Source organism: Dapis purpurea BLCC-M126, from assembly GCF_050015975.1.
Lineage (GTDB): Bacteria > Cyanobacteriota > Cyanobacteriia > Cyanobacteriales > Microcoleaceae > Trichodesmium.
In genome coordinates this window covers 1-20,256 of sequence record NZ_JBNHER010000298.1, presented here as the reverse complement: position 1 = coordinate 20,256, position 20,256 = coordinate 1, and the positions used below count along the sequence as shown (strand labels likewise).

Sequence of the window (20,256 nt, the reverse complement as noted above, 5' to 3'; positions counted from 1 at the left end):
TACTTTTTTTTAGCTTTCACGAGTGGTTTTACTCAAGATGTTGGAGCAATAAATCACTGCTTTAGCTGCCTGCTTGCTTTTCCTACGGAATGCTACGCAAACAGCCGTCGTAGGAAATTAATTCCCCGTCTCCTGTCCACCGGAATTTCACCGCACTAGCGCTCTTGTCATGGCGACAAACCTTGTTCTTACTTGCTATCTCTAGTATAGCTACTATAGCAGATTTTTACTACGGGTTAAAACCCGCGTGTCGTTATTCAACCAGCCGTTAAAACAGGCTGGCTAACTTCCTCCCCTTATTTTTTTAGGTTTTTAACAAAGGGGTCAGTAATCACTCTTATTTAGTATAAAATCTCAAGAAAAATGTAGTTTTTTATACTCTATACTTACTCCTCTCCCCACACTTTTTTTACATCAAAGGTAAAAAACATACCCTTGTAAGCCATATTCCCCAACCTCTTTATCTCATTACACCAATGCTGCCGGATTTGATATTAGATGTGTCTGTCCACTACTGTGCATTTAATTTGCTTAGTGGAAGTCAAATTAAGGAAATCTTTATAGTCAAGAATAATCCGTTTTAGTTATTTTTATTTTTGTTGTGAAAAAATGTAGATTAAATGTACAATAAATTAGTGTTTTTATAGGATAGTTATTAATAGATAGATGCTAAATAATTAGCCCACTATGAAAATTAATTTACCGATTTTTTGCTGTATTGGCTAGTAATTTTTTCTAGAAAAAAACGACTATTTGCTTTAATAGTTAGTCATACTTACTACAGAAAGTCAGAGTCTAATTGCTTAGATTAGTTAATCATCAGAGTCTTGACTTTTCCTAACTATGTAATTTTTTTTTATGATCCCCTATAGCTTACTGAGTATTTAATCCTCTTATCAGAAGTGAGTTTTTTCTTGCATATCTATGTTTTTTTGTCAATGAGCAATTATGCACTTGATTTATTTCCAACTATTACTACGATAAAATTAACAAATGTAACAAAAGGATTAAAAAAAGTTATTAATAAATAAATAATCTTTTAAGTAGAAAAGTTCTAATTCTTGATATTATCTAAAATAGTCTGTGAAATATACAGAATGAGTAAAGAGATTCTTAGGAAATAAGATATGAGTTACGCTAAAACACAAACTCAGTCTAAGTCTGGGTATCAGGCTGGAGTTAAAGACTATAAACTGACTTATTACACCCCTGATTACATACCAAAAGATACAGATGTTTTGGCTGCTTTCCGTATGACTCCTCAGCCTGGAGTTCCTCCAGAAGAAGCTGGTGCTGCGGTAGCTGCTGAATCTTCTACTGGTACTTGGACAACAGTATGGACTGACTTGCTGACCGACCTAGATCGCTACAAAGGTCGTTGTTATGATATTGAGTCTGTTCCTGGCGAAGATAATCAATATATTTGCTATGTAGCCTATCCTCTAGATTTGTTTGAGGAAGGTTCTGTAACTAATATGTTGACCTCCATTGTAGGTAACGTATTTGGTTTCAAAGCACTACGGGCGCTACGTTTGGAAGATATGCGGATTCCAGTAGCTTATTTGAAGACTTTTGAAGGTCCTCCTCACGGTATTACTGTTGAGCGTGACAAATTAAATAAGTATGGTCGTCCTCTATTAGGTTGTACTATTAAGCCTAAGTTAGGTCTATCTGCTAAGAACTACGGTAGAGCAGTTTATGAGTGCTTGCGTGGAGGCTTGGACTTTACCAAGGATGACGAAAATATTAACTCTCAACCTTTCATGCGCTGGCGCGATCGCTTCTTATTCGTTCAAGAAGCTATTGAAAAGGCCCAGGCTGAAACTGGTGAAATTAAAGGCCACTACCTCAACGTAACTGCTCCTACTGTTGAACAAATGATGGAGCGTGCTGAGTTTGCTAAGGAAATTGGCACTCCAATCATCATGCATGACTACCTAACTGGTGGTTTTACTGCAAATACAACTTTGGCCAAATGGTGCCGTCGCAACGGTATTTTATTACACATCCACCGTGCAATGCACGCTGTAATTGACCGTCAGAAAGCTCACGGTATTCACTTCCGAGTTTTAGCTAAGTGCTTGAGAATGTCTGGTGGTGACCACTTACACTCTGGTACTGTGGTTGGTAAGCTCGAAGGTGAAAAAGGAATCACTATGGGCTTTGTTGACTTGATGAGAGAAGACCACATTGAGCAAGACCGCGAACGTGGTATTTACTTTACTCAAGATTGGGCTTCTATGCCTGGTGTAATGCCAGTTGCTTCTGGTGGTATTCACGTTTGGCATATGCCAGCTCTAGTAGAAATCTTCGGTGATGATTCCTGCTTACAATTCGGTGGTGGTACTTTAGGCCACCCTTGGGGTAATGCTCCTGGTGCAACAGCTAACCGTGTAGCTCTAGAAGCTTGTATCCAAGCTCGTAACGAAGGTCGTAACCTCTTCAAAGAAGGTGGCGATGTAATTCGTGAAGCTGCTAAGTGGTCTCCTGATTTGGCCGTTGCTTGTGAACTCTGGAAAGAAATCAAGTTCGAGTTCGAGGCCATGGACACCCTCTAAGTCTGTTGAAAATGGAAGATTTTAGATTTTAGATGGCAAGACATAGATAGATATGTCAAACTTGACTGCTAAGGATTTAATCTATCCTTAATCTAAAATCTAAAGTCTAACCATAGATTCAGGCTAGGGTCAAATATGGATATAAAAAAAGTTGCTAAAGATACTACAAAGGTACTGACGAGCTACCTAACCTATCAAGCTGTGCGGACAGTAACGAATCAGTTACGAGAGACAAACCCGCCGTTAGCAATTTGGTTAAGTGGTTTTTCCTCGACAGGCAAAATTCAGGATGGAGAAGCTTACCTACAAGAGCTACTTCAGGACAATAAAGAATTAGCATTTAGAGTGATGACCGTTAGAAAGCATTTAGCAGAGGAAGTAGCTGAGTATTTACCAGAAATGGTTCGCAGTGGTATTCAAAAAGCTAATATGGAACATCGCCGTGGGTATCTGGAAAAGATAACGCAACTAGAAATAGCTGACCCTAGTTTAGAGCCTGAGCAACGAACTGATTAGCCACGAAAATCTGCGGTTAAAAATTCCCCCAGGAGTAAATCACGGGGCTGAGATCTAAAATCTTGATTGATTAAAAATTAAGCTCCCTTGCACATTGATTAAACAGTAAAAAAACAATGAGAACATTACCAAAAGAGCGCCGTTACGAAACCCTTTCCTATTTGCCACCTCTGACTGAGATGCAAACTCGTAAACAACTTCAATACATTTTGGAGCAAGGTTTCATTGCTGGTGTAGAATTTAGTGAATCTTCAGCACCAGAAATGCACTACTGGACTTTGTGGAAGTTACCTCTGTTTCATGCCAGAACAGTTGAAGAAGTTTTAGTAGAAATTGATGCTTGCCGTCAGGAAAATTCTGATTGCTATATTCGCGTGATGGGTTTTGATAACGTGAAGCAGTGTCAGGTATTGAGCTTCATTGTACACAAGCCCAATCAAAGAAGATACTAATTCATCGCTAAATTAATATAGTGTAGTGGGGTAGGTAAGTTTAGTCTGCCCCACTTTATTATTTTCAGACCATTGTGATGTTTAGTCTCAGTTTAACTCCCCCGGCGAGAAGTCCCGCGCTCTCCCGCAAGGGGAGCGTCGTATGGGAAGCCGGGCGTTATTTGTGTAGTTTGCCGTTATTTTGGGTATACTAACTATAGGTAGATATAAAGGTCGATTCTAGGATGCTACTGAAATATAAGTACAAGCTCAAACCAGATAAAAGGCAAACGGTGATTATATCTAGCTGGTTACACATGGCTAGGAAGCAATATAACTATCGTTTGGCTGAAAGGTTGAATTGGTTTGAGGCTACGCGCACACTCCTTAATGCTTGTCCACTTAATGTTTCAGTAGTACCTGTAGAGCAAGTCTACAAAAACATCCCAGAATTTAGAGTACAAACGCGTATGGGGCAGGAAAAAAGACAGCAATGGTAACCCGATAACCAAGAAAGGAGATAAGCATCTGAATATAGTCAATGGTTATGTGTTGTGGGAAACTGTTCAACTGGCAGACTTAACACAGACTAAAAAACTATTTCCTGAGTATAAGTCTATGCACTCCCAGGTTCTTCAAGATGTTATCCAGCGTGTGCAAACCACAATGGATAATTTTACTCAAGCTGATAAAAACGGCAAAACCAGTGGTAGACCTAGATTCAAAGGCAGCAATTACTATAATTCCTTCAGTTATCCTCAGTTATCAAATACCAATATAGTCAAAAATGCTAACGGTCGTTTTTGTATCAACTTACCAAAAATTGGTTTAGTCCCCTTTGTGTACAATCGCCCAATACCCAAAGGTTTCAAGGTTAAGACGGGTACAGTAATTCGAGAAGTTGATGGATTGTATATCAGTCAGTTGTTTATATTCAAGAATCTATGATTAAATAATCCCACAGGGTTAAAAAGATAACAATGTTAGTAAGAGAGGCCAAGCTATTAAACGGGAAAAAAAATCAATACAACTCTTTGGATGAAGCTATCAGGACGGCACAGTTCATTAGAAACAAAGCCATTAGATATTGGATAGACAACCAAGGGGTTGACAAGTCTCGTTTGTATAAACTAAGCAAAGAGTTAGCTAGTGAGTTTCCTTTTGTAAACAAATTAAACTCATCAGCTAGACAAGCCTCAGCAGAAGTAGCTTGGACTTCAATTAGTAACTTTTATCGTCGCTGTAAAGAAGCAGCAAAAAAAAAAGGATATCCTAAATTTAAAAAGCATTGTCGGTCTGTAGAATATAAACAATCTGGGTACAAGTTGTCAGATGATTGTATGTTTATTACTTTCACTGATAAGTTTAAATCTGGCAAGTTTTCTCTTTATTGTAATACAGAAACAAGAGAAGATTTGTTTAGGTCAAAAATTAATCGGGTCAGAATAGTTAGACGTGTAGATGGTTATTATTGTCAATTCTGCATAGATGCTAATAGAAAAGAATCTGGGAATTATACTGGCAATGTTATAGGTGTTGACTTAGGCATCAAGTATTTCTACAAAGATCAAAATGACAATGCGGTTGTTTATCCTCAATATCTGAGACAATCAGAGAAAAAATTAAAGCGCCGACAAAGGCAATTAAGCAAAAAGTTTGTTAAGGGTAAAAAGCCTCAATCAAACAATTACCATAAAGCTAGGAAAAAACTTGGTAAGTGCCATTTGAAGGTTAGTAGACAACGTAAAGACTGCAGTATTAAACAAGCCCGGTGCGTAGTAGCATCTAACGATGTTATTGTCTATGAAGACCTAAAGATACAAAACATGGTCAAAAACCATCATTTGGCAAAGTCAATATCTGATGCATCATGGTATCAGTTTACTCAATGGCTAGAAAGATATGGAAAAATTTGGGATAAGGCAGTTGTTGCGGTGAATCCCAAATACACTTCGCAAGATTGTTCTAACTGCGGGCATAGAGTTAAGAAAACTTTGTCAACTCGTACTCATGTTTGTCCTAGTTGTCATACTGAGGTATGTCGTGATACTAACGCAGCACGGAACATTTTGAGTCGTGGATTAGAAATAATAGGCATTGAACATAATCAAGGTACCGTAGGGCATACGGAAACCTCGGACTTGTCGGGAACGCTTTGGGAGACAACGGCCTCTGCTAATGATGGGTAACTTGATTTAGTAAGTTGTATCTATGAGCAAAGAATCACTTTTTGTGAGAATCCCCGCGCCTTTAGGCCGGGGAGTATGTCAACTGTATAGTTACGGATCATCTCAAACAGTTGCTTTAGTCGCAGAATTCCGATAGTCTCTAATGTCGGATTAGGCCATAGCCGAAGATATGAAAGAAGCATATCTCGTGGCTCCCGAATCAGAAAGCAGTTTGTCAATTTGGTGATCCAATCTATATCAATATGTGGTAGAAGTCGATAGACCATGAATTTTTGATAATAGATCGATTTTCCATCTGGTATTAAACCAGTTGTTAGTTGTTCCACGATCTTCACCCAATCTGTTTCATAATGTTTGAACACTTCATCCATCCCTGGGTCCTTCCTACCACTACATATTCCTACCACTACATAATAGATAATGTGGATAAAACGGCTCGTCATGCACAAAGGTATCTAGCCTATTTCCCCAAGAACGCAACATAACTGTTGAAAGGCATCGTGGGCAAGCCCACATACCAATGCGTTTAAGTTGATTTTCCATTAATTAAATTGCTCTTTCTAGTAATCCTGGATAGTATTATAGTGATATTTGAAGTTCAAGATTACAAAAAGAAGCTAAATAAAAACAAGATATCTCTTCACCTTTTTAGTTTCGCTATATTCTAATGACTGTACAAAGTGATACTTAAAAACTATGGAACTGAAACGACGAAAAGTTGAAATTAGTACCCAAAATATAGCTTATTATGAAAGTTCAGGTAAAGGGCAAATAATTTTCCTCGTTCATGGTAATTCTTCATCGGGACGCTCTTACCTACATCAATTACAAAGTCAACTAGGTGACACATATCACTTGATAGCGATGGACTTACCAGGCCATGGACTCTCAGATGTAGCGACTAACCCAGAAGTAACTTACAGTCTCCCTGGTTATGCTGATGCTGTTGTTAAAGTAGCTAAAGCTTTAGATGCTTCTGACGCTATTTTTGTAGGTTGGAGTTTAGGTGGACATATTCTTTTAGAAGCTAGCGATCGCCTCACAGATGCAGGAGGTATTGTGATATTTGGTACGCCACCAATTGCTAATAACGCTCCCGATCTAGAAAATGCTTTTTTGCCACATCCATCTTTTAGCTTAGGCTTAACTGCAGAACTAAGTCAAGAGGATATGTTGGCGTATGTGAGGACTTTCTTCAAACAAGATATGGTAGAAATTCCTCAGCTTTTCTTAGAAGATATTGCCTTAACTGATGGCAGAGCGCGTGCTAATTTAGGTGCAAGTATTACCCCAGGTGGTTATCAAAACGAGATTGAAGTTGTGGGCAATATGACTATTCCCTTAATGATTATTCATGGAGAACAAGAGCAGTTAGTAAATGCTGATTATATTGCTGGATTGAAAATTCCTACCCTTTGGAATGGAGAAATTCAATTTATTGCCAATGGGGGACACGCTCCACATTGGGAGACACCAGAGAAATTTAATAGCTTATTGATGGATTTTATTACCGATGTGACGATGGGAGATAGTCGTCAGTAAAATTAATATTACAGCACTTTGCCTGGATAATGAAGTACAGTTTATTAATTCTTTTTCCTGTTTCCTAGAGTTATAAAACTTTCTACCCTATAAACTGGAAAACTTATGTAAAAGGTAATAAGCCAAAAAATTTATCAATGTTCCTATATTGAACTGTAATTTCATATTAGAAACCAACAATTAAACAAATTTTTGTGACTCAGCATACTCATCAATATTAGTATAAAATAGCGTTATTTCCTCACCTACCTTAATATCTTTCTGGGCAACTAAATGCGACCATAAACCTACTTCATTTTCTACCCACTTCACATGAGCATTAGGCTTTTCTGCATGATTACAAAAAGAAGCCAAACCAAACACAAGATATCTGTTCACATTTTTACTTTTGCCATATTCTAACGGGGAGACAAAGTAATACTTAAAGATTCCTGTTTCATCTATAGTTTTTTCCGGTTCAAATGGAAAAATCTCTACAGGAGCAACTTCTAGTAATGTTCCTTGAAGAATATTTTGTGTTGCAATAATTCCTCGTCCTTATGATACGGAACAATTCATAGAGGCAATATCAGATTTCACTCTTCCTTATTCTCGAAAAAGTCAGCCTCTAGTATTTGGAGTTTACTTAGCTCCAGAAAGTTTGCCCATTGGATATGTACTATTAAAAGGCTTTAACATGGATTTGTTAACGGCTGAAACTGCTGTAGCAATTCTGGATCAAAAATATAGAAATAAAGGATATGGAAAACTAGCATTAAAACGAGTAATTCTTTATGCTTTTGATGAATTAGGAATTAAAACAATTGGTGCAACAATTATATTATCAAATAAAAGCTCAATTAATATGGTTAAAAATCTGGGTTTTGTAGCTACAGAAATCAAGAATAAATCATGGCCAATGCCTAATGGAGAGCTGGCAGATATGGTATTTATGGAATTGACGAAATATTAATCCCTGAAAATCAGCTTATCTCTTCTGTAAGGATTTGGAAACCAAACCCCTACAGAGTACTTTTTTCCTTATTTAAAAATATCCTTAATTCTTTCAACTGTACGCTGATTTTCTTCAGGAGTTCCTACTGTAATTCTTAACCCTCCACCAGTATGACGAATTAAAGTTCCCTGACTTTTAAGTTGCTGCATTAAACTATTTAAACCCTCATCTTGGGAACTTTTACCCATTAACTTTAATCCTTCATCCGTCAGTCTAGCATAGAAAAAATTAGCAGCACTTTCCCAAACCTTCAAAGCAGGAATTTCTGCAAAAGCAGTAAATAATTTAGTTCTTTCTGCCAAAATTTCCGGGATAAAAGATAGTACATCTTGGCTATGATTAAGCACTAACTGAGCAGCAGCTTGAGAAAAACTTGGTAAGTTGTAGGGAAGGCGAACTTTTTCCAAATTAATAATAACTTCTGGATTAGCTATCGCATATCCTACTCGCAAGGAAGCTAACCTAAAAGCTTTAGAAAAAGTTCTTAAAATTACCCAATTTGGATGTTCATTTAATTCCTCAACCACAGAAATTTTACTAAATTCAAAATAAGCCTCATCAATTACCACTAAAATATCATCTGGCAGACTCCGTAGCCATGACAATTCTTCAGAAGTTAAAGGATTAGCAGTTGGAGAGTTTGGATTAACAACAAATACTACTCTTACAGAAGGATTTTTTGTTTGATTAATAGCATCCTGAGCCGCAGCAATATCTATTTCAAAATCCGATTCTTTTCTCCCCACATTTATTACAGAAATTCCCAGAGTTTGAGCCAGAATAGAATACATAGAAAAAGTAGGAGTTGCCGTCAAAATAGAACCCTCACCTCCTACACAACTAGCAATTAATAGAGAGCGAATTAATTCATCAGAACCATTACCAACAGAAATATTAGTAGCAGAAATATTAGCCGAAGGAGTCGCTTCATTTACATATTTAGCTATTGCTTCTTTAAGTTGGAAATGACTCCCATCAGGATAACGGTTTGTTTCAATTAACTGTTGATAATTCTCAGCCAACTTTTGCTTTAAATTATCAGGCAAATCATAAGGACATTCATTAGTATCTAATCTATCCAAAGGAATTTCTGAACTACCACCAGGATGAGGAGTATAAGCTTTAAGATTATTTAGGTCTGAACGAATAAAAGAAAACATAAATTGATTGAATAATTTTTGCTGGTTAATTAGAGGATATCATTGTTATCAAGGATATATACATAACATTTGATTACCTCCTTTTTGAAATTCATAATCCACTTGTCGAATTTCTGAAATCTGTTATGACTGATTCGTATATTTAATCCTGTTTTCTTGATTTATGTATAGACAAACTTTACAAAAACTATTATAATAAAAGTCTGGTCGAAAAAGAAAAAAATGATCATAAGTCATTGCTACAAAATCAAGCCAAATCAAGAACAAATAGCTAAAATTGATTATTGGCTAGAACTTTTGAGAAGACACTGGAATTATGCTTTGGGTCAACGACTAGACTGGTTAAATAGAAGTAGATGTCCGATAGACCGTTGCTCAATAGTTTCAAGTCCAATTGGTGAGATTCCTGTTAGACCAGATTATTATTTTCAGCAATCAGCACTTAAACAGACAAAACAGTTATTTCCTGAGTATAAAGAAATTTACTCTGAAGTTCAACAAATTAATTTACAAAAACTTGATATTGCCTGGAAACGCTGGTTAATTCCTGACAAAACAGGTAAAAGATTTGGTAGACCAAGGTTTAAAAAGTCTGGCAAATTAAGGTCATTAAGCTTTAGTAGAGTAAATCATCCGTTCATCAGCAGTTAAGTTTGATGGTAAACAAATTATTATTAGCAGATTTGGTGCTATTCTAGTGATAGTTCATAGACCAATTCCAGATGAATTTACAATTAAAACTGCAACTATAACCAAAAAAGCGAGTGCGTAATTCTGGGGAAACCCCAGAATGTAAGACGCACTCAAGACGCTGACGGCTATTATATTAGTTTTAGTTTGGAAGATAAGTCAGTTCCTAGTTTAATTCCTACAGATAATATCAAAAATTCTGTAGGTATTGATGTAGGTTTAAAAGAGTTTTTAACTACTAATACTGGTGAGACGGTTTCTGTTCCAAATTTATATAGAAAAGCACAATCTAATTTAGCTAAAAAACAAAGTAAAACAGCTAGAAAAAAAAATGGATCTAATAACTGGAAGAAGGCACGTTAATAATTAATAATTAATAATTAACAATTAATAATTATCAGAATTTAATTTAACGAAATAAACTTCTAATAATTAATAATTGGTGAATAATTATAGCAGTCCTATTTTATTTGTGTATAAAATACCTTACCGCTTTTAGGGAACACTTAACTGGGAACGCTTAACTGGCGGGAGTTTCAGTTTTTTTTATCTACGTTTTTGATTACCCGCAACCTATGGGCGGATTGCTATAGATTCTTTCTTTCATTATTAATTATTCATTATTAATTATTAATTGAATACATATTGCTAGACAAAGAGAAGATTTCCACTATAAAACTGCTCATAAATTAGTTAAAGAGTATGATTTGATTGCTGTAGAAGACCTTAATATTAAAGGTTTAGCTAAAAATAGTAAACTATCAAAATCAATCTATGATGTAGCCTGGGGAGCTTTTATTGAAAAGTTGAATGCAGTAGCGGCTAAACGCGGTGTTCATGTAGTTAAAGTTAATCCTCACAATACATCACAAAATTGCAGTAATTGTGGTCAAAAAGTACCTAAAACTTTGTCAGTTAGAACCCATTCTTGTCCTAAGTGTAAAACAGTTTTAGATAGGGATGAGAATGCGGCAAAGAACATATTAAATAAAGCATTAAACGAGGTGGGTATCATCTTGTCTGCTTGTGGAGGCGTAAGACGTTAGTCAGCTTGTGAGACAAGAAACTTCTGAAGCCTGGATTTAATTATCTTTGTTTTAGAAGCTCCCGTTATAATCTCCGATTTAACGGGAGAGAACTTCACGGAACTACTTTTTCTAGTTTAATTGTCATAGATAGTTGGATAAAAGCGATCGCTATTTTTCATAAATGAAGAATAAAAAATATAAATAATATCTAGAATTGGAGAAGACTTGATTCTTAAGTTATGTAATTAACATTGAATCAATATTTCGGAGGAGTAAATGTATTTAATTAGAGGCTTTTTCGTAATTTGCCTCCCCTACTCCCCCACTCCCCTACTCCCCATCTTCTAAACCTTCCCCCCTAATACCTCTGGCGACAAAACTTGATTTAACTTCCCACTCCGATATCCTTCTAAATCTAAAGTGACATAAATAAAGCCAAACTCTTTAAACTTTTCCACCAACTTCGGCAAATCTATTGTCAATACAAACTCTTTAATTTGTTCAGGTGAAATTTCAATTCTAGCAGTATCTTTTTCCGAACGTACCCGTAAACTTTTTAATCCTAAATCTCGCAAATATCTTTCTCCACGTCCGACTCTTTGTAACTTTTCTACAGTAATTTCTTCCCCATAAGGAAACCGGGAACTTAAGCAAGGTTGAGCAGGTTTATCCCACCAAGGTAAATCTAAATATTTCGCAAGTTCTCTAACTTCAAACTTACTAATTCCCACTTCTGATAAAGGTGATCTTGCACCTCTTTCTTTTGCCGCTTGAATACCAGGACGATAATCTCGTAAATCGTCAGCGTTAATCCCATCTACTACATAAGAATAACCTCTTTTTAAAGCCAAAGGTTTGAGAGTATCATGCAATTCACTTTTACAAAAATAGCAGCGGTTTATTGGGTTAGAAGTATAATTTTTGTTCTCCATTTCATTAGTTTTTACCTCTTCATGGGAAATACCAATAACTGCTGCTTGAATTCGAGCATCTTCCAAATCTTCAGGTAATAAAGAAGGAGAAACAGCAGTTACAGCTAAAGCTTTATCACCCAAAACATCATGGGCAACTTTTGCAACTAAAGTGCTATCTATTCCACCAGAGTAAGCAATTAAAGCTTTCTCCATTTCAGTAAATATATTTTTCAGTTCTTCTAGTTTTTTTGTCAACATTATTTTTTCTCTTTATTTACTATTTTTTAGCTCTTATCGTAGAAGTAAGGAAGAGGGAAGAAGGTAGAAAGAAAAAGACTTTAGTCATCTAGGAGAGAAGTTAGTTATCTAGGAGAGAAGGAATAAATCTTGAAAAAAAAGGAAAAATGATAGAGATAGTTGTCTGAAATGAATCAGAAATGTTTTTACTTTATATACAGCACTTTTCGTTGCCGGTGAAATATACAGCTAACAGGCAAGATGCCTGTGCTACAATAATTTTACTATTTCAACTTATACATATTATTAGTCCGAAATCTGCTGTATCTAGGTTTTCCTACAGAATTCTACGCCCTTACTTCTTCCTTCTTCCTTCTTCCTTTTTCCTTCTTCCTTCTCCCTTCTTCCTTCTAAATATCAAAATTCTCTCCTAGCAAAGATAGCTATAGTAATAGATAAAACTAAAACTGTATAGAGCAAAGCATAACCAAAATTAGTAACTAAAGTAGCCATGCTTGGTAGTAAGCCATAGACTGCATCATTTTTCAAATCTAATCTGCTTAAATCTGGCAATACAACATATAATCCCATCATTAACTTTTTAATTCCAGGATTATCACTTAAATCACCCAACTTTACCAAATCTCTACTTAAATTTCCCATTAAATAGATGCCAAATGTCAATAATGTCCCTAATAAAGAACTGGTAAATACACCAAATAGAATTGCTACTGCGGTGAGTAACGACAACTGAATAAATATAAATATTACAGTTACTAAAATGCTACCTATAGGATATGGAATTTCACTTAAACTAAGAATCAATCCATATATTAAAGTCATCGCTGCCAATAAAACAGCCAAAACTGCGGATAAACCAATATGTTTACCAACAATTAATTCTGAACGACTCAAAGGTTTAGCAACCAAAATATAAACAGTACGTTTTTCAATTTCTTTATTCACCAAACCCGTGCCAATAAAAACAGTCACAATTAAACCTAAAATAGTAATAGCTGCCAACCCCAAATCTAAAATTATTTTATCCTCTGTACCTACAGATAATTCTGGAATTAACCTCACAGCAGCTACCATTAATAAAGCAAATAAACCGATTAGATAAAGGATACGATCCCGAATTGCTTCCCAAAATACATTCTTAGCAATTTTAATAATTCTCCCCACATTCATAAAATATTTTCTGACTCCTCCATCCCAATTTTTTCTATGTTTCAATTTTAAATATTTTTCAAATTTTCTTGTTGGCTTTCTGGTTTAACAGCTTTCTTTTCTACAGCACCACATTCAACATTACCAACTAAAACTGGTACTGCTTCATTTTGTGGAGTAGAACCAGAACTTCTTTGCCTCACTTTTTCTGCTATTTTACAACTTTTACTCAGATAATAACTTTCATCTTTTGCTGTAGGTCCTTCCCAAAATAATTGTAACTCCAACTGATATCCAGACCGGTTAGCAACTATTGGTGTTTGTAACTTCCATAAATCATCTTCTTTAACAGATATTTCCTTAGTTACTTCATCTTTAATATTTTCCAATCTCAACTTCATTTTAGGTACTGATAAACCCAACTTTTGATTACCTAAATCATTGTTTAACTTTTGCTCCATTAAGTTCATAATTTTTGCGCCTCGATAATCATTAATGGAAGGAGTTATTAATCGATAAACAAATGTACTTTGACTTAAATCATCTTCTCCCATTGTTGGATATTGTTGGACCATACCCTGAATCATAAAATACAATCCCAACCAACAACTAACCAAAAAATTCACCAAAATTAAAATTACAAAACTTGACTTTGATAATTGATTAACCTTTACTTCTGTTGTTGAATCTGGAGAACTTAAGACTAAAATTATCGCTGCTATACAGACAGAAATTATTGGCCAACTAACAATAGCCACATACTGAATATTACTTGATAAATTTTCATATAAAAGAAAGCAGATTAATCCACCTGTAATCCAAGCAGACAAACTTACTTCACCAAAAATAAATGGTTTTTGATTAGTCCGCCATCCCACAGCAATTGTTAAAGATAGCCAACTTAAACTAGAAATAAAATTAATAGCCTCTTCCTTGTTGCTATCAACTTCACTAATAATCATTGACAGTAACCATAAAGCTATCGTTAATAACAAAAATGTCTGCCAATGCCAAAACTTAGGTGGCAAAATAAAATCAAGCGTATCCTTGAAAAAACCAGTAATACCCCCGAACAAATCAGTTAAACTTTTCCAAATTTCTTTCATGTTAGTTCAGACCTCTGCAAAAATAAAATAAATCCTATTGCTAAGTGGCTACAAGTGTGAGCTAATGTAATGACCAGAAACTTTGGCGTTCTGAACTCTTCCAAAGCTTGAGATATATTAATACCAACACCGTTATTTTTGTAATTTTTATTCCATAAGGAATCACACAAATTAAAACCAAGTAACTTGATAATTAGAGAAATCAAAAAACTCACAGATATAAAAAGTATAAACAAGGGATAAATTGTACCAATTTTACCAAATAAAATATAAGCAACTATTTGTTTTTCCCACATATTTGGTAGCAGACTTACACTATAGAAAAAGAAAACCCATCCTACACAAGTAGAAATTAAATTCATTACAGTTGCATATTCAACACTAACTTTTGGTATCAAATTAAGTCTTAGTTGAAAAAAACATGATTCAATGGCAATTACTATTAATAATATTAAAGATTCAGAAACAACTGCCCTTAAAGGCAAAATAGTTAAATTCATAGTTATTTTTTCCATACAAAGGAACTAAAATTTGCTTCAGCAAATCAAAATTAAATTTCAACATCTCCGTGATGGAATGTTCCGGAAACAGTTATTAGCAATTAGCAATTAGCACTAAGCAATAAGAAAGAACAGATAATAGATATATCCCTATATAATTATATACTTTGAAATCTGATTTAAAACGATGCTACTTATGAAGATTATTATCTTCCCCATTCCCTCGATCTTTACTATCAATCTTTGGTAGCAAACATTAAAGTATTTCATCTTATATATAACAATCATTATACTGCTGAGTAAGTAAAAATTATGCCGTCTTAGAGAACACTTTAACAAAGAAAAAGAACAGAAAACAAGAAAAATAAATTCACCTCATCAGTTCTAGAAACGCTATATTACTAGATAGTCAGAACCAAAAATCACAAACTCCAAATAACTACTTATGAGAAGAAACGGCATTGGTATACGCACTGCACAACTCATGTCAGAAAGAATTGTGGGGCAAATTCATGTTTACGATGGAGCAAGTAAAGGTAAATCCCAGGCAGCATTGGGAGTAGTTTTACGTTCCATTGGCCTTGGAATACATTCTGACTCTCTTACCAGAGTATTACTACTGAGATTTCTCAAAGGTCCAGACCGCTCCTATGACGAAGATGCTGCCATAGAAGCCTTACAAAAAGGTTTTCCTCATCTTATAGACCAAGTACGGACAGGTCGATCTGAGTATTTTGGCCCTGACGAAATTATTAAATTTGACCATCAAGAAGCACAACGCGGTTGGGATGTGGCCAAAGGAGCGATCGCCTCTGACCTATACTCAGTAGTTGTACTTGACGAACTAAACCCAGTATTAGACCTAGGTTTATTACCACTGGACGAAGTAATCCATACTATCAAGAATAAACCAGAACAATTAGAAATTATCGCTACAGGTCGTGCAGCTCCCCAAGGTTTGTTGGACATTGCTGACTTACATTCAGAAATGAAACCCCATCAACATTCAACGGCTAGAGCTGCTGGTATAACTGGGATAGAGATTTATACTGGTTCTGGCAAAGGCAAATCTACCAGTGCTTTAGGTAAAGCATTACAGGCAATTGGTCGGGGTATTAGTCAAGACCAGTCTCATAGAGTCCTAATTATACAATGGCTAAAAGGAGGTATTGGTTATACAGAAGATGCAGCGATCGCCGCTTTGCGCCAAAGTTATCCTAATTTAGTAGACCATCAACGTTGTGGTGGGGATGCTATTGTTTGGCGTGGGCAACAAAAAGAAATAGATTTTGTTGAGGCAGAAAGAGGTTGGGAAATAGCTAGAGCAGCTATAGCTTCTGGTTTATATAAGACTATTATTTTAGATGAGCTTAATCCTACTGTAGATTTAGAGTTATTACCAGTTGAGCCAATAGTTGAAGCTTTATTACGCAAACCAAAAGATACAGAGGTGATTATTACTGGTCGTTGTCTTAATCCACCTGACTATTTTGATTTGGCTAGTGTTCATTCAGAGGTTTTCTGTCATAAGCATTATGCTAATCATGGGGTGGAACTAAAACGTGGAGTTGATTTTTGATTGAAGGAAACTGGAATAAGTTAAGAAGCGGGAAGACAGATAGGAAATTTGTTGTTTCAACTATTCCATAAGTCTTAAACTAATTTCTTATATATTGGTCTACAAGCAAAAAATTTTTTTAGGAACAGTCAGAATTATTTTCTTTCTCCTGCTCAAAGCACAATCTTTAACATTCTACAAAGCCCCAGCAAAAATATTCGGTTGGACAAAAGAATAAGGTTGCATTTAGCGATCACCTGTAGTAATATAAAAATCTATTTATTAGGTCTTATTTGTATACATATATGACTTTTTATTCAACTAAAAAATCAGATAAATCAATAATAAATGTTTCTCAATCCGCCAGAAAAAAAATTAGAACTATCAGAAAATAACGTTCATGTTTGGAGTGCAAGTCTAAAATTACTCCAATCTCAAATAGAAGAGTTATTAACAATATTATCCTCAGACGAAATAGAAAGAGCCAACAAATTTCACTTTGAAAGAGACAAAAATCGCTTTATCATTGCCAGAGGAACACTCAGAAAAATTCTCAGCCGTTACTTAAACATTGAACCAAAAAAATTACAATTTACCTATAGCGATCGCGGCAAACCCTACTTAACAAATACATCAATATTATTTAACTTATCCCACTCTCAAGATTTAGCTTTATATGCCATTACCAAAGTTAACTTAATAGGTATTGACTTAGAATATATTCGCCCAATGAATGAAGCTGAAAGTTTAGCAAAACGTTTTTTTTCTCCCCAAGAATACAACCTTATTAGTCAACTTCATCCTCAAAAACAGCAAGAAATATTCTTCAAACTATGGACTGGCAAAGAAGCTTATTTAAAAGCAACAGGAGATGGATTAGCAGGTGGTCTAGAAAAAGTAGAAATTAGTTTAATCCCAGAAAAACCAGTAGAAATTTTTAGTATCAATGGAGATATTGAGAAAGCCTCCCATTGGTATTTATATCAATTTATTCCTGAACCTAATTATATAGCTGCTGTAGTAGTAGCAGAGAAAAATCAAAACTTGAGTTTTTGGCAAATAAATAATTAGGATTGCTATATTGCCACAAATATCATAATTATTTGCATAACAATCTACAATGGCAGCCTCAAGGTTAAACAAGCCAACACCACTATTTAATATATTTTAGATAAATATTAGTTGAATTTAAAAATTAGACTCTAACTTAACTAGAGCCTTGGGGTTGATTCTCGTCTAGTTCCGTATCCCGGAAAAATTTGCGAATAATTTCAACATCAGGCTCAACCTCAACCCACAGGCGGGCACCACCTGCTTGACTTCTGTTAGGTTTATGAGGTCGATAGACAATCTTGCAATTTCCCAGAATTTCTGCTTCGTGGCAGCGATCGTTTCTGTCTCCTTGTTTGACAGAAATTGCTGGAAAAGATGTGCCGTGGTCTCGGTTATGGTCAATTTCTCTTCGCAGCACATGGATAAAAGTATTGCCTGTACGGAATCCTTTATTCCAAGTTCCTTGAGGACCTCGACGACCAGGGGTAATTTCTGGCATTCCTCGACCATTTAAAGGAATTACCCAAAACCGTTTGACTTTTTTGGCTCCTTTGAGACGACCTTGCCTCAAAAGTAACCTTAGTCTAGCGGTAGAAATATTGAGAAGAAATGCTGCTTCTGTTGTACCAACTTTTTCTGGTTTAGTTTCAGTGTTTGTATCTTTCATAAACTGTTTCGGAATATATAAAGGATAAACTTAAAAATAATTTATCATCAAACCACAAAGGATTTAGTTTCGCAAGAATTAAGGTTCAATAAATTCCTGAAGGATGCTTAAGTCTAAATCAATAACTATTTCGGAGCATATTAAAGAATAAACTGAATAGGTATTTACTATCAAACCACAAAGGATTTAGTTTGGCCATAATTTTTGATTGTTCAGTTGTAGTTGTTTCAGTGGATAACCTCTATGTCGGTAAAAGCAAAGAAAAGTGCTATAAATTCCTGAAGGGTGAAGTCTAAATCAATTTTCAGCAATGTATCAATTGCGAAACTTTTCTAGTCCTCTAAAAGTTTCTTAGCTTCTACAGATTCAAGTAGGTACAAAAATGAAGAACTTTTTTTGTTGATTTGATCTAGAAATTAATCTGTAGGTCTCTTATACATTCAGGGAATCCTTTAAATCATCTTTGAATAGCTGAATCAGAAGTTAGAAGTCAAATTTTTGTGCATTAGTGAATCAAGCTATGAAATCTAAATTTGTTTAAGATATAAAATACTTTTAAATTAGAAGTTAGAGAAAGGATTAGACCAAAAAAACTAATGCACTATTGGTTTTAAATTTGTAAAGTTAAGGTAGAGCTTGTACTATACTTAAGTCTATCCTCATAGCTAGAATTTAGAGATAAATTTAGGATTTATTTGTAATGCCCAAAGTAGTTATTCTTCCACACTATCAGTATGAAAATGAGTTTACTAACTTTTTGGAGCAGGCAAATTCAACTCAGCTCAGGCAGATTTCAAATTTGATCTTCTACCACCAGAAAGTCAACATACCTCCCCGTTAAAAAAAGCTCATACTGATTATCTTGAGATTCTAGAATTTTTGGACAGACAAAAAAGGCACTTATCGCTACACAAAGAAGACCTTCTAATATCTTTCTATGATGGTGTGATTACTGCTGTAGATTATGGATTTGTAAACCTGTTCATCGCTGGAGCTAATATAGAAGATTTATATTCATGTTAGGGAGGGTATTAGACCAACTTTATCGCACAGGGTTAAATCAGATTTTTATGTCTGTAGTGTTAGAAGCAGTGAAAATTTTCAGAAACGAAACACCCACAGTACATCTAGATTCTAGTTCATTTCATGTTCACGGAGATTATCACAAAAAAGAGGATGAATGCACAGAAGATATAGAACCCAAAACTGTCAGAATCACCTATGGATATTCTAGAGATAAACGACCGGACTTAAAACAATTTCTCATGGATTTAATTTGTACAAACGATGCAGATGTGCCATTGTGGATGAGAATTGGATCGGGAAATGAATCTGACCAAAAACAATTTGTGCCAGCTATAAAAGAGTTTAAAAGTCAGTTAAATTTTGACAGTTTAATAGTAGCAGATAGTGCTTTATATCAATACGAAAATCTACAGTTATTAACAGATATTAAATGGTTAAGCCGAGTCCCTGTTCGCATAAAAGCAGCTCACAAGCTAGTTCAAGAGATAGATAGTTTGGATTTTACTCCCAGTCAGATGAAAGGATATAGCTATCAAGAACTGAAAAAAACTTACGGGGGGATTCAACAGAGATGGTTAATAGTTGAAAGTCAACTGCGCCGGGAATCAGATTTGAAAACTCTAGATACAAAAATCCAGAAAGAACGAGTTGAACTCAACAAAAAACTCCGCACCTTAAAATCTCAAAAGTTTGCTTGTATACCAGATGCAGAAACAGCAACAAGAAAGCTATTAAAAAAGTTTTTATATCACGAATTGAAACAAATTAATGTGCAACAAGTAGAGTCAAAATCTGAATCATGTTTTCCTTATGAAGTTCAAGCTAAAGTGAGCTTAAGAGAGTCAACAATAGAAGCGGAAAAAAAACGAGCAGGTCGATTTATACTGGCAACAAATGTCCTGGATAGGATGGAATTA

Annotated in this window: 22 protein-coding genes; 14 read left to right on the top strand and 8 right to left on the bottom strand. The window is 35.2% G+C overall.

Annotated features, from left to right (window positions below):
• Positions 1–1,127 precede the first annotated feature (1,127 nt).
• The 6 genes from ACP6PL_RS27060 to ACP6PL_RS27035 all read left to right on the top strand — a co-directional run bounded on the left by ACP6PL_RS27060 (position 1,128) and on the right by ACP6PL_RS27035 (position 5,694).
• Complete coding sequence (locus ACP6PL_RS27060; protein WP_426548434.1) at positions 1,128–2,558, top strand: form I ribulose bisphosphate carboxylase large subunit; 1,431 nt, start codon at positions 1,128–1,130, stop codon at positions 2,556–2,558.
• Between the two features lie 135 nt (positions 2,559–2,693).
• On the top strand, positions 2,694–3,074 hold the full coding sequence (rcbX, locus tag ACP6PL_RS27055) for a RuBisCO chaperone RbcX (RefSeq protein ID WP_426548433.1): 381 nt from the start codon (positions 2,694–2,696) through the stop codon (positions 3,072–3,074).
• A gap of 116 nt (positions 3,075–3,190) precedes the next feature.
• A complete protein-coding gene (locus ACP6PL_RS27050; RefSeq protein ID WP_426548432.1) occupies positions 3,191–3,526 on the top strand; it encodes a ribulose bisphosphate carboxylase small subunit in 336 nt (111 codons plus the stop codon).
• A gap of 224 nt (positions 3,527–3,750) precedes the next feature.
• The gene (locus ACP6PL_RS27045) at positions 3,751–4,005 is read left to right on the top strand and encodes a helix-turn-helix domain-containing protein (protein ID WP_426548431.1); all 255 of its coding nucleotides are present in this window, start codon (positions 3,751–3,753) and stop codon (positions 4,003–4,005) included.
• 49 nt (positions 4,006–4,054) lie between these two features.
• Positions 4,055–4,453 (top strand): hypothetical protein, encoded by a 399-nt coding sequence (locus tag ACP6PL_RS27040; protein ID WP_426548430.1) that lies wholly within the window; start codon positions 4,055–4,057, stop codon positions 4,451–4,453.
• 32 nt (positions 4,454–4,485) lie between these two features.
• Positions 4,486–5,694, top strand: a complete 1,209-nt coding sequence (locus ACP6PL_RS27035; protein WP_426548429.1) for an RNA-guided endonuclease InsQ/TnpB family protein — start codon at positions 4,486–4,488, stop codon at positions 5,692–5,694.
• 390 nt (positions 5,695–6,084) lie between these two features.
• Here ACP6PL_RS27035 and ACP6PL_RS27030 read toward each other — a convergent pair whose 3' ends face one another.
• Entirely contained in the window at positions 6,085–6,177 is a 93-nt protein-coding gene (locus tag ACP6PL_RS27030; RefSeq protein WP_426548439.1) for a hypothetical protein, read from the bottom strand.
• Positions 6,178–6,390: 213 nt separating this feature from the next.
• On the opposite strand from ACP6PL_RS27030, the gene ACP6PL_RS27025 reads away from it, so the two are divergent.
• Entirely contained in the window at positions 6,391–7,236 is an 846-nt protein-coding gene (locus ACP6PL_RS27025; RefSeq protein ID WP_426548428.1) for an alpha/beta fold hydrolase, read from the top strand.
• Positions 7,237–7,416: 180 nt separating this feature from the next.
• Here ACP6PL_RS27025 and ACP6PL_RS27020 read toward each other — a convergent pair whose 3' ends face one another.
• Positions 7,417–7,761 (bottom strand): SET domain-containing protein-lysine N-methyltransferase, encoded by a 345-nt coding sequence (locus tag ACP6PL_RS27020; protein ID WP_426548438.1) that lies wholly within the window; start codon positions 7,759–7,761, stop codon positions 7,417–7,419.
• Here ACP6PL_RS27020 and ACP6PL_RS27015 point away from each other — a divergent pair.
• Entirely contained in the window at positions 7,745–8,188 is a 444-nt protein-coding gene (locus tag ACP6PL_RS27015) for a GNAT family N-acetyltransferase (RefSeq protein WP_426548437.1), read from the top strand. The genes ACP6PL_RS27020 and ACP6PL_RS27015 overlap by 17 nt on opposite strands.
• A gap of 68 nt (positions 8,189–8,256) precedes the next feature.
• On the opposite strand, the gene ACP6PL_RS27010 is transcribed toward ACP6PL_RS27015, so the two are convergent.
• Complete coding sequence (locus tag ACP6PL_RS27010) at positions 8,257–9,390, bottom strand: histidinol-phosphate transaminase (RefSeq protein WP_426548427.1); 1,134 nt, start codon at positions 9,388–9,390, stop codon at positions 8,257–8,259.
• 222 nt (positions 9,391–9,612) lie between these two features.
• On the opposite strand from ACP6PL_RS27010, the gene ACP6PL_RS27005 reads away from it, so the two are divergent.
• From ACP6PL_RS27005 to ACP6PL_RS26995, 3 genes are all read left to right on the top strand, one after another.
• Positions 9,613–10,041 (top strand): helix-turn-helix domain-containing protein, encoded by a 429-nt coding sequence (locus ACP6PL_RS27005; RefSeq protein ID WP_426548426.1) that lies wholly within the window; start codon positions 9,613–9,615, stop codon positions 10,039–10,041.
• A 186-nt stretch (positions 10,042–10,227) separates the two neighbouring features.
• Complete coding sequence (locus tag ACP6PL_RS27000) at positions 10,228–10,443, top strand: transposase (protein ID WP_426548425.1); 216 nt, start codon at positions 10,228–10,230, stop codon at positions 10,441–10,443.
• Between the two features lie 275 nt (positions 10,444–10,718).
• The gene (locus ACP6PL_RS26995) at positions 10,719–11,126 is read left to right on the top strand and encodes an RNA-guided endonuclease InsQ/TnpB family protein (protein ID WP_426548436.1); all 408 of its coding nucleotides are present in this window, start codon (positions 10,719–10,721) and stop codon (positions 11,124–11,126) included.
• A 326-nt stretch (positions 11,127–11,452) separates the two neighbouring features.
• Here the strand turns inward: ACP6PL_RS26995 and larE are convergent, their stop codons facing one another.
• The 4 genes from larE to fraC all read right to left on the bottom strand — a co-directional run bounded on the left by larE (position 11,453) and on the right by fraC (position 15,035).
• Positions 11,453–12,280, bottom strand: a complete 828-nt coding sequence (gene larE / locus ACP6PL_RS26990) for an ATP-dependent sacrificial sulfur transferase LarE (protein WP_426548424.1) — start codon at positions 12,278–12,280, stop codon at positions 11,453–11,455.
• 396 nt (positions 12,281–12,676) lie between these two features.
• Positions 12,677–13,450: an ABC transporter permease gene (locus ACP6PL_RS26985; protein ID WP_426548435.1), complete on the bottom strand. Its 774-nt coding sequence runs from the start codon at positions 13,448–13,450 to the stop codon at positions 12,677–12,679.
• Between the two features lie 47 nt (positions 13,451–13,497).
• The gene (locus ACP6PL_RS26980) at positions 13,498–14,535 is read right to left on the bottom strand and encodes a DUF5357 family protein (protein WP_426548423.1); all 1,038 of its coding nucleotides are present in this window, start codon (positions 14,533–14,535) and stop codon (positions 13,498–13,500) included.
• Positions 14,532–15,035 carry a filament integrity protein FraC gene (gene fraC / locus ACP6PL_RS26975; protein WP_426548422.1) on the bottom strand — a complete coding sequence of 168 codons (504 nt, stop codon included), beginning with the start codon at positions 15,033–15,035 and terminating at the stop codon, positions 14,532–14,534. The genes ACP6PL_RS26980 and fraC overlap by 4 nt, the downstream gene beginning before the upstream one ends.
• Before the next feature lie 445 nt (positions 15,036–15,480).
• On the opposite strand from fraC, the gene ACP6PL_RS26970 reads away from it, so the two are divergent.
• On the top strand, positions 15,481–16,614 hold the full coding sequence (locus ACP6PL_RS26970; RefSeq protein ID WP_426548421.1) for a cob(I)yrinic acid a,c-diamide adenosyltransferase: 1,134 nt from the start codon (positions 15,481–15,483) through the stop codon (positions 16,612–16,614).
• Between the two features lie 327 nt (positions 16,615–16,941).
• Complete coding sequence (locus ACP6PL_RS26965) at positions 16,942–17,664, top strand: 4'-phosphopantetheinyl transferase family protein (RefSeq protein ID WP_426548420.1); 723 nt, start codon at positions 16,942–16,944, stop codon at positions 17,662–17,664.
• A gap of 136 nt (positions 17,665–17,800) precedes the next feature.
• On the opposite strand, the gene ACP6PL_RS26960 is transcribed toward ACP6PL_RS26965, so the two are convergent.
• Positions 17,801–18,313: a hypothetical protein gene (locus ACP6PL_RS26960; protein ID WP_426548419.1), complete on the bottom strand. Its 513-nt coding sequence runs from the start codon at positions 18,311–18,313 to the stop codon at positions 17,801–17,803.
• Positions 18,314–19,329: 1,016 nt separating this feature from the next.
• Between ACP6PL_RS26960 and ACP6PL_RS26955 the strand changes: the two genes are divergently transcribed.
• Positions 19,330–20,256: IS1634 family transposase (locus ACP6PL_RS26955; RefSeq protein ID WP_426548418.1), on the top strand; the 927-nt coding region annotated here is incomplete at its 3' end.

Coding starts and splice junctions, on each gene's coding strand:
- ACP6PL_RS27010 (WP_426548427.1), bottom strand. CDS start 9,390: ATGTTTTCTTTTATTCGTTCAGACCTAAATAATCTTAAAGCTTATACT.
- ACP6PL_RS26985 (WP_426548435.1), bottom strand. CDS start 13,450: ATGAATGTGGGGAGAATTATTAAAATTGCTAAGAATGTATTTTGGGAA.
- ACP6PL_RS27005 (WP_426548426.1), top strand. CDS start 9,613: ATGATCATAAGTCATTGCTACAAAATCAAGCCAAATCAAGAACAAATA.
- ACP6PL_RS27045 (WP_426548431.1), top strand. CDS start 3,751: ATGCTACTGAAATATAAGTACAAGCTCAAACCAGATAAAAGGCAAACG.
- ACP6PL_RS27050 (WP_426548432.1), top strand. CDS start 3,191: ATGAGAACATTACCAAAAGAGCGCCGTTACGAAACCCTTTCCTATTTG.
- ACP6PL_RS26970 (WP_426548421.1), top strand. CDS start 15,481: ATGAGAAGAAACGGCATTGGTATACGCACTGCACAACTCATGTCAGAA.
- larE (WP_426548424.1), bottom strand. CDS start 12,280: ATGTTGACAAAAAAACTAGAAGAACTGAAAAATATATTTACTGAAATG.
- ACP6PL_RS26980 (WP_426548423.1), bottom strand. CDS start 14,535: ATGAAAGAAATTTGGAAAAGTTTAACTGATTTGTTCGGGGGTATTACT.
- ACP6PL_RS26965 (WP_426548420.1), top strand. CDS start 16,942: ATGTTTCTCAATCCGCCAGAAAAAAAATTAGAACTATCAGAAAATAAC.
- fraC (WP_426548422.1), bottom strand. CDS start 15,035: ATGAATTTAACTATTTTGCCTTTAAGGGCAGTTGTTTCTGAATCTTTA.
- ACP6PL_RS27030 (WP_426548439.1), bottom strand. CDS start 6,177: ATGTTGCGTTCTTGGGGAAATAGGCTAGATACCTTTGTGCATGACGAG.
- ACP6PL_RS27035 (WP_426548429.1), top strand. CDS start 4,486: ATGTTAGTAAGAGAGGCCAAGCTATTAAACGGGAAAAAAAATCAATAC.
- ACP6PL_RS26960 (WP_426548419.1), bottom strand. CDS start 18,313: ATGAAAGATACAAACACTGAAACTAAACCAGAAAAAGTTGGTACAACA.
- ACP6PL_RS27060 (WP_426548434.1), top strand. CDS start 1,128: ATGAGTTACGCTAAAACACAAACTCAGTCTAAGTCTGGGTATCAGGCT.
- rcbX (WP_426548433.1), top strand. CDS start 2,694: ATGGATATAAAAAAAGTTGCTAAAGATACTACAAAGGTACTGACGAGC.
- ACP6PL_RS27025 (WP_426548428.1), top strand. CDS start 6,391: ATGGAACTGAAACGACGAAAAGTTGAAATTAGTACCCAAAATATAGCT.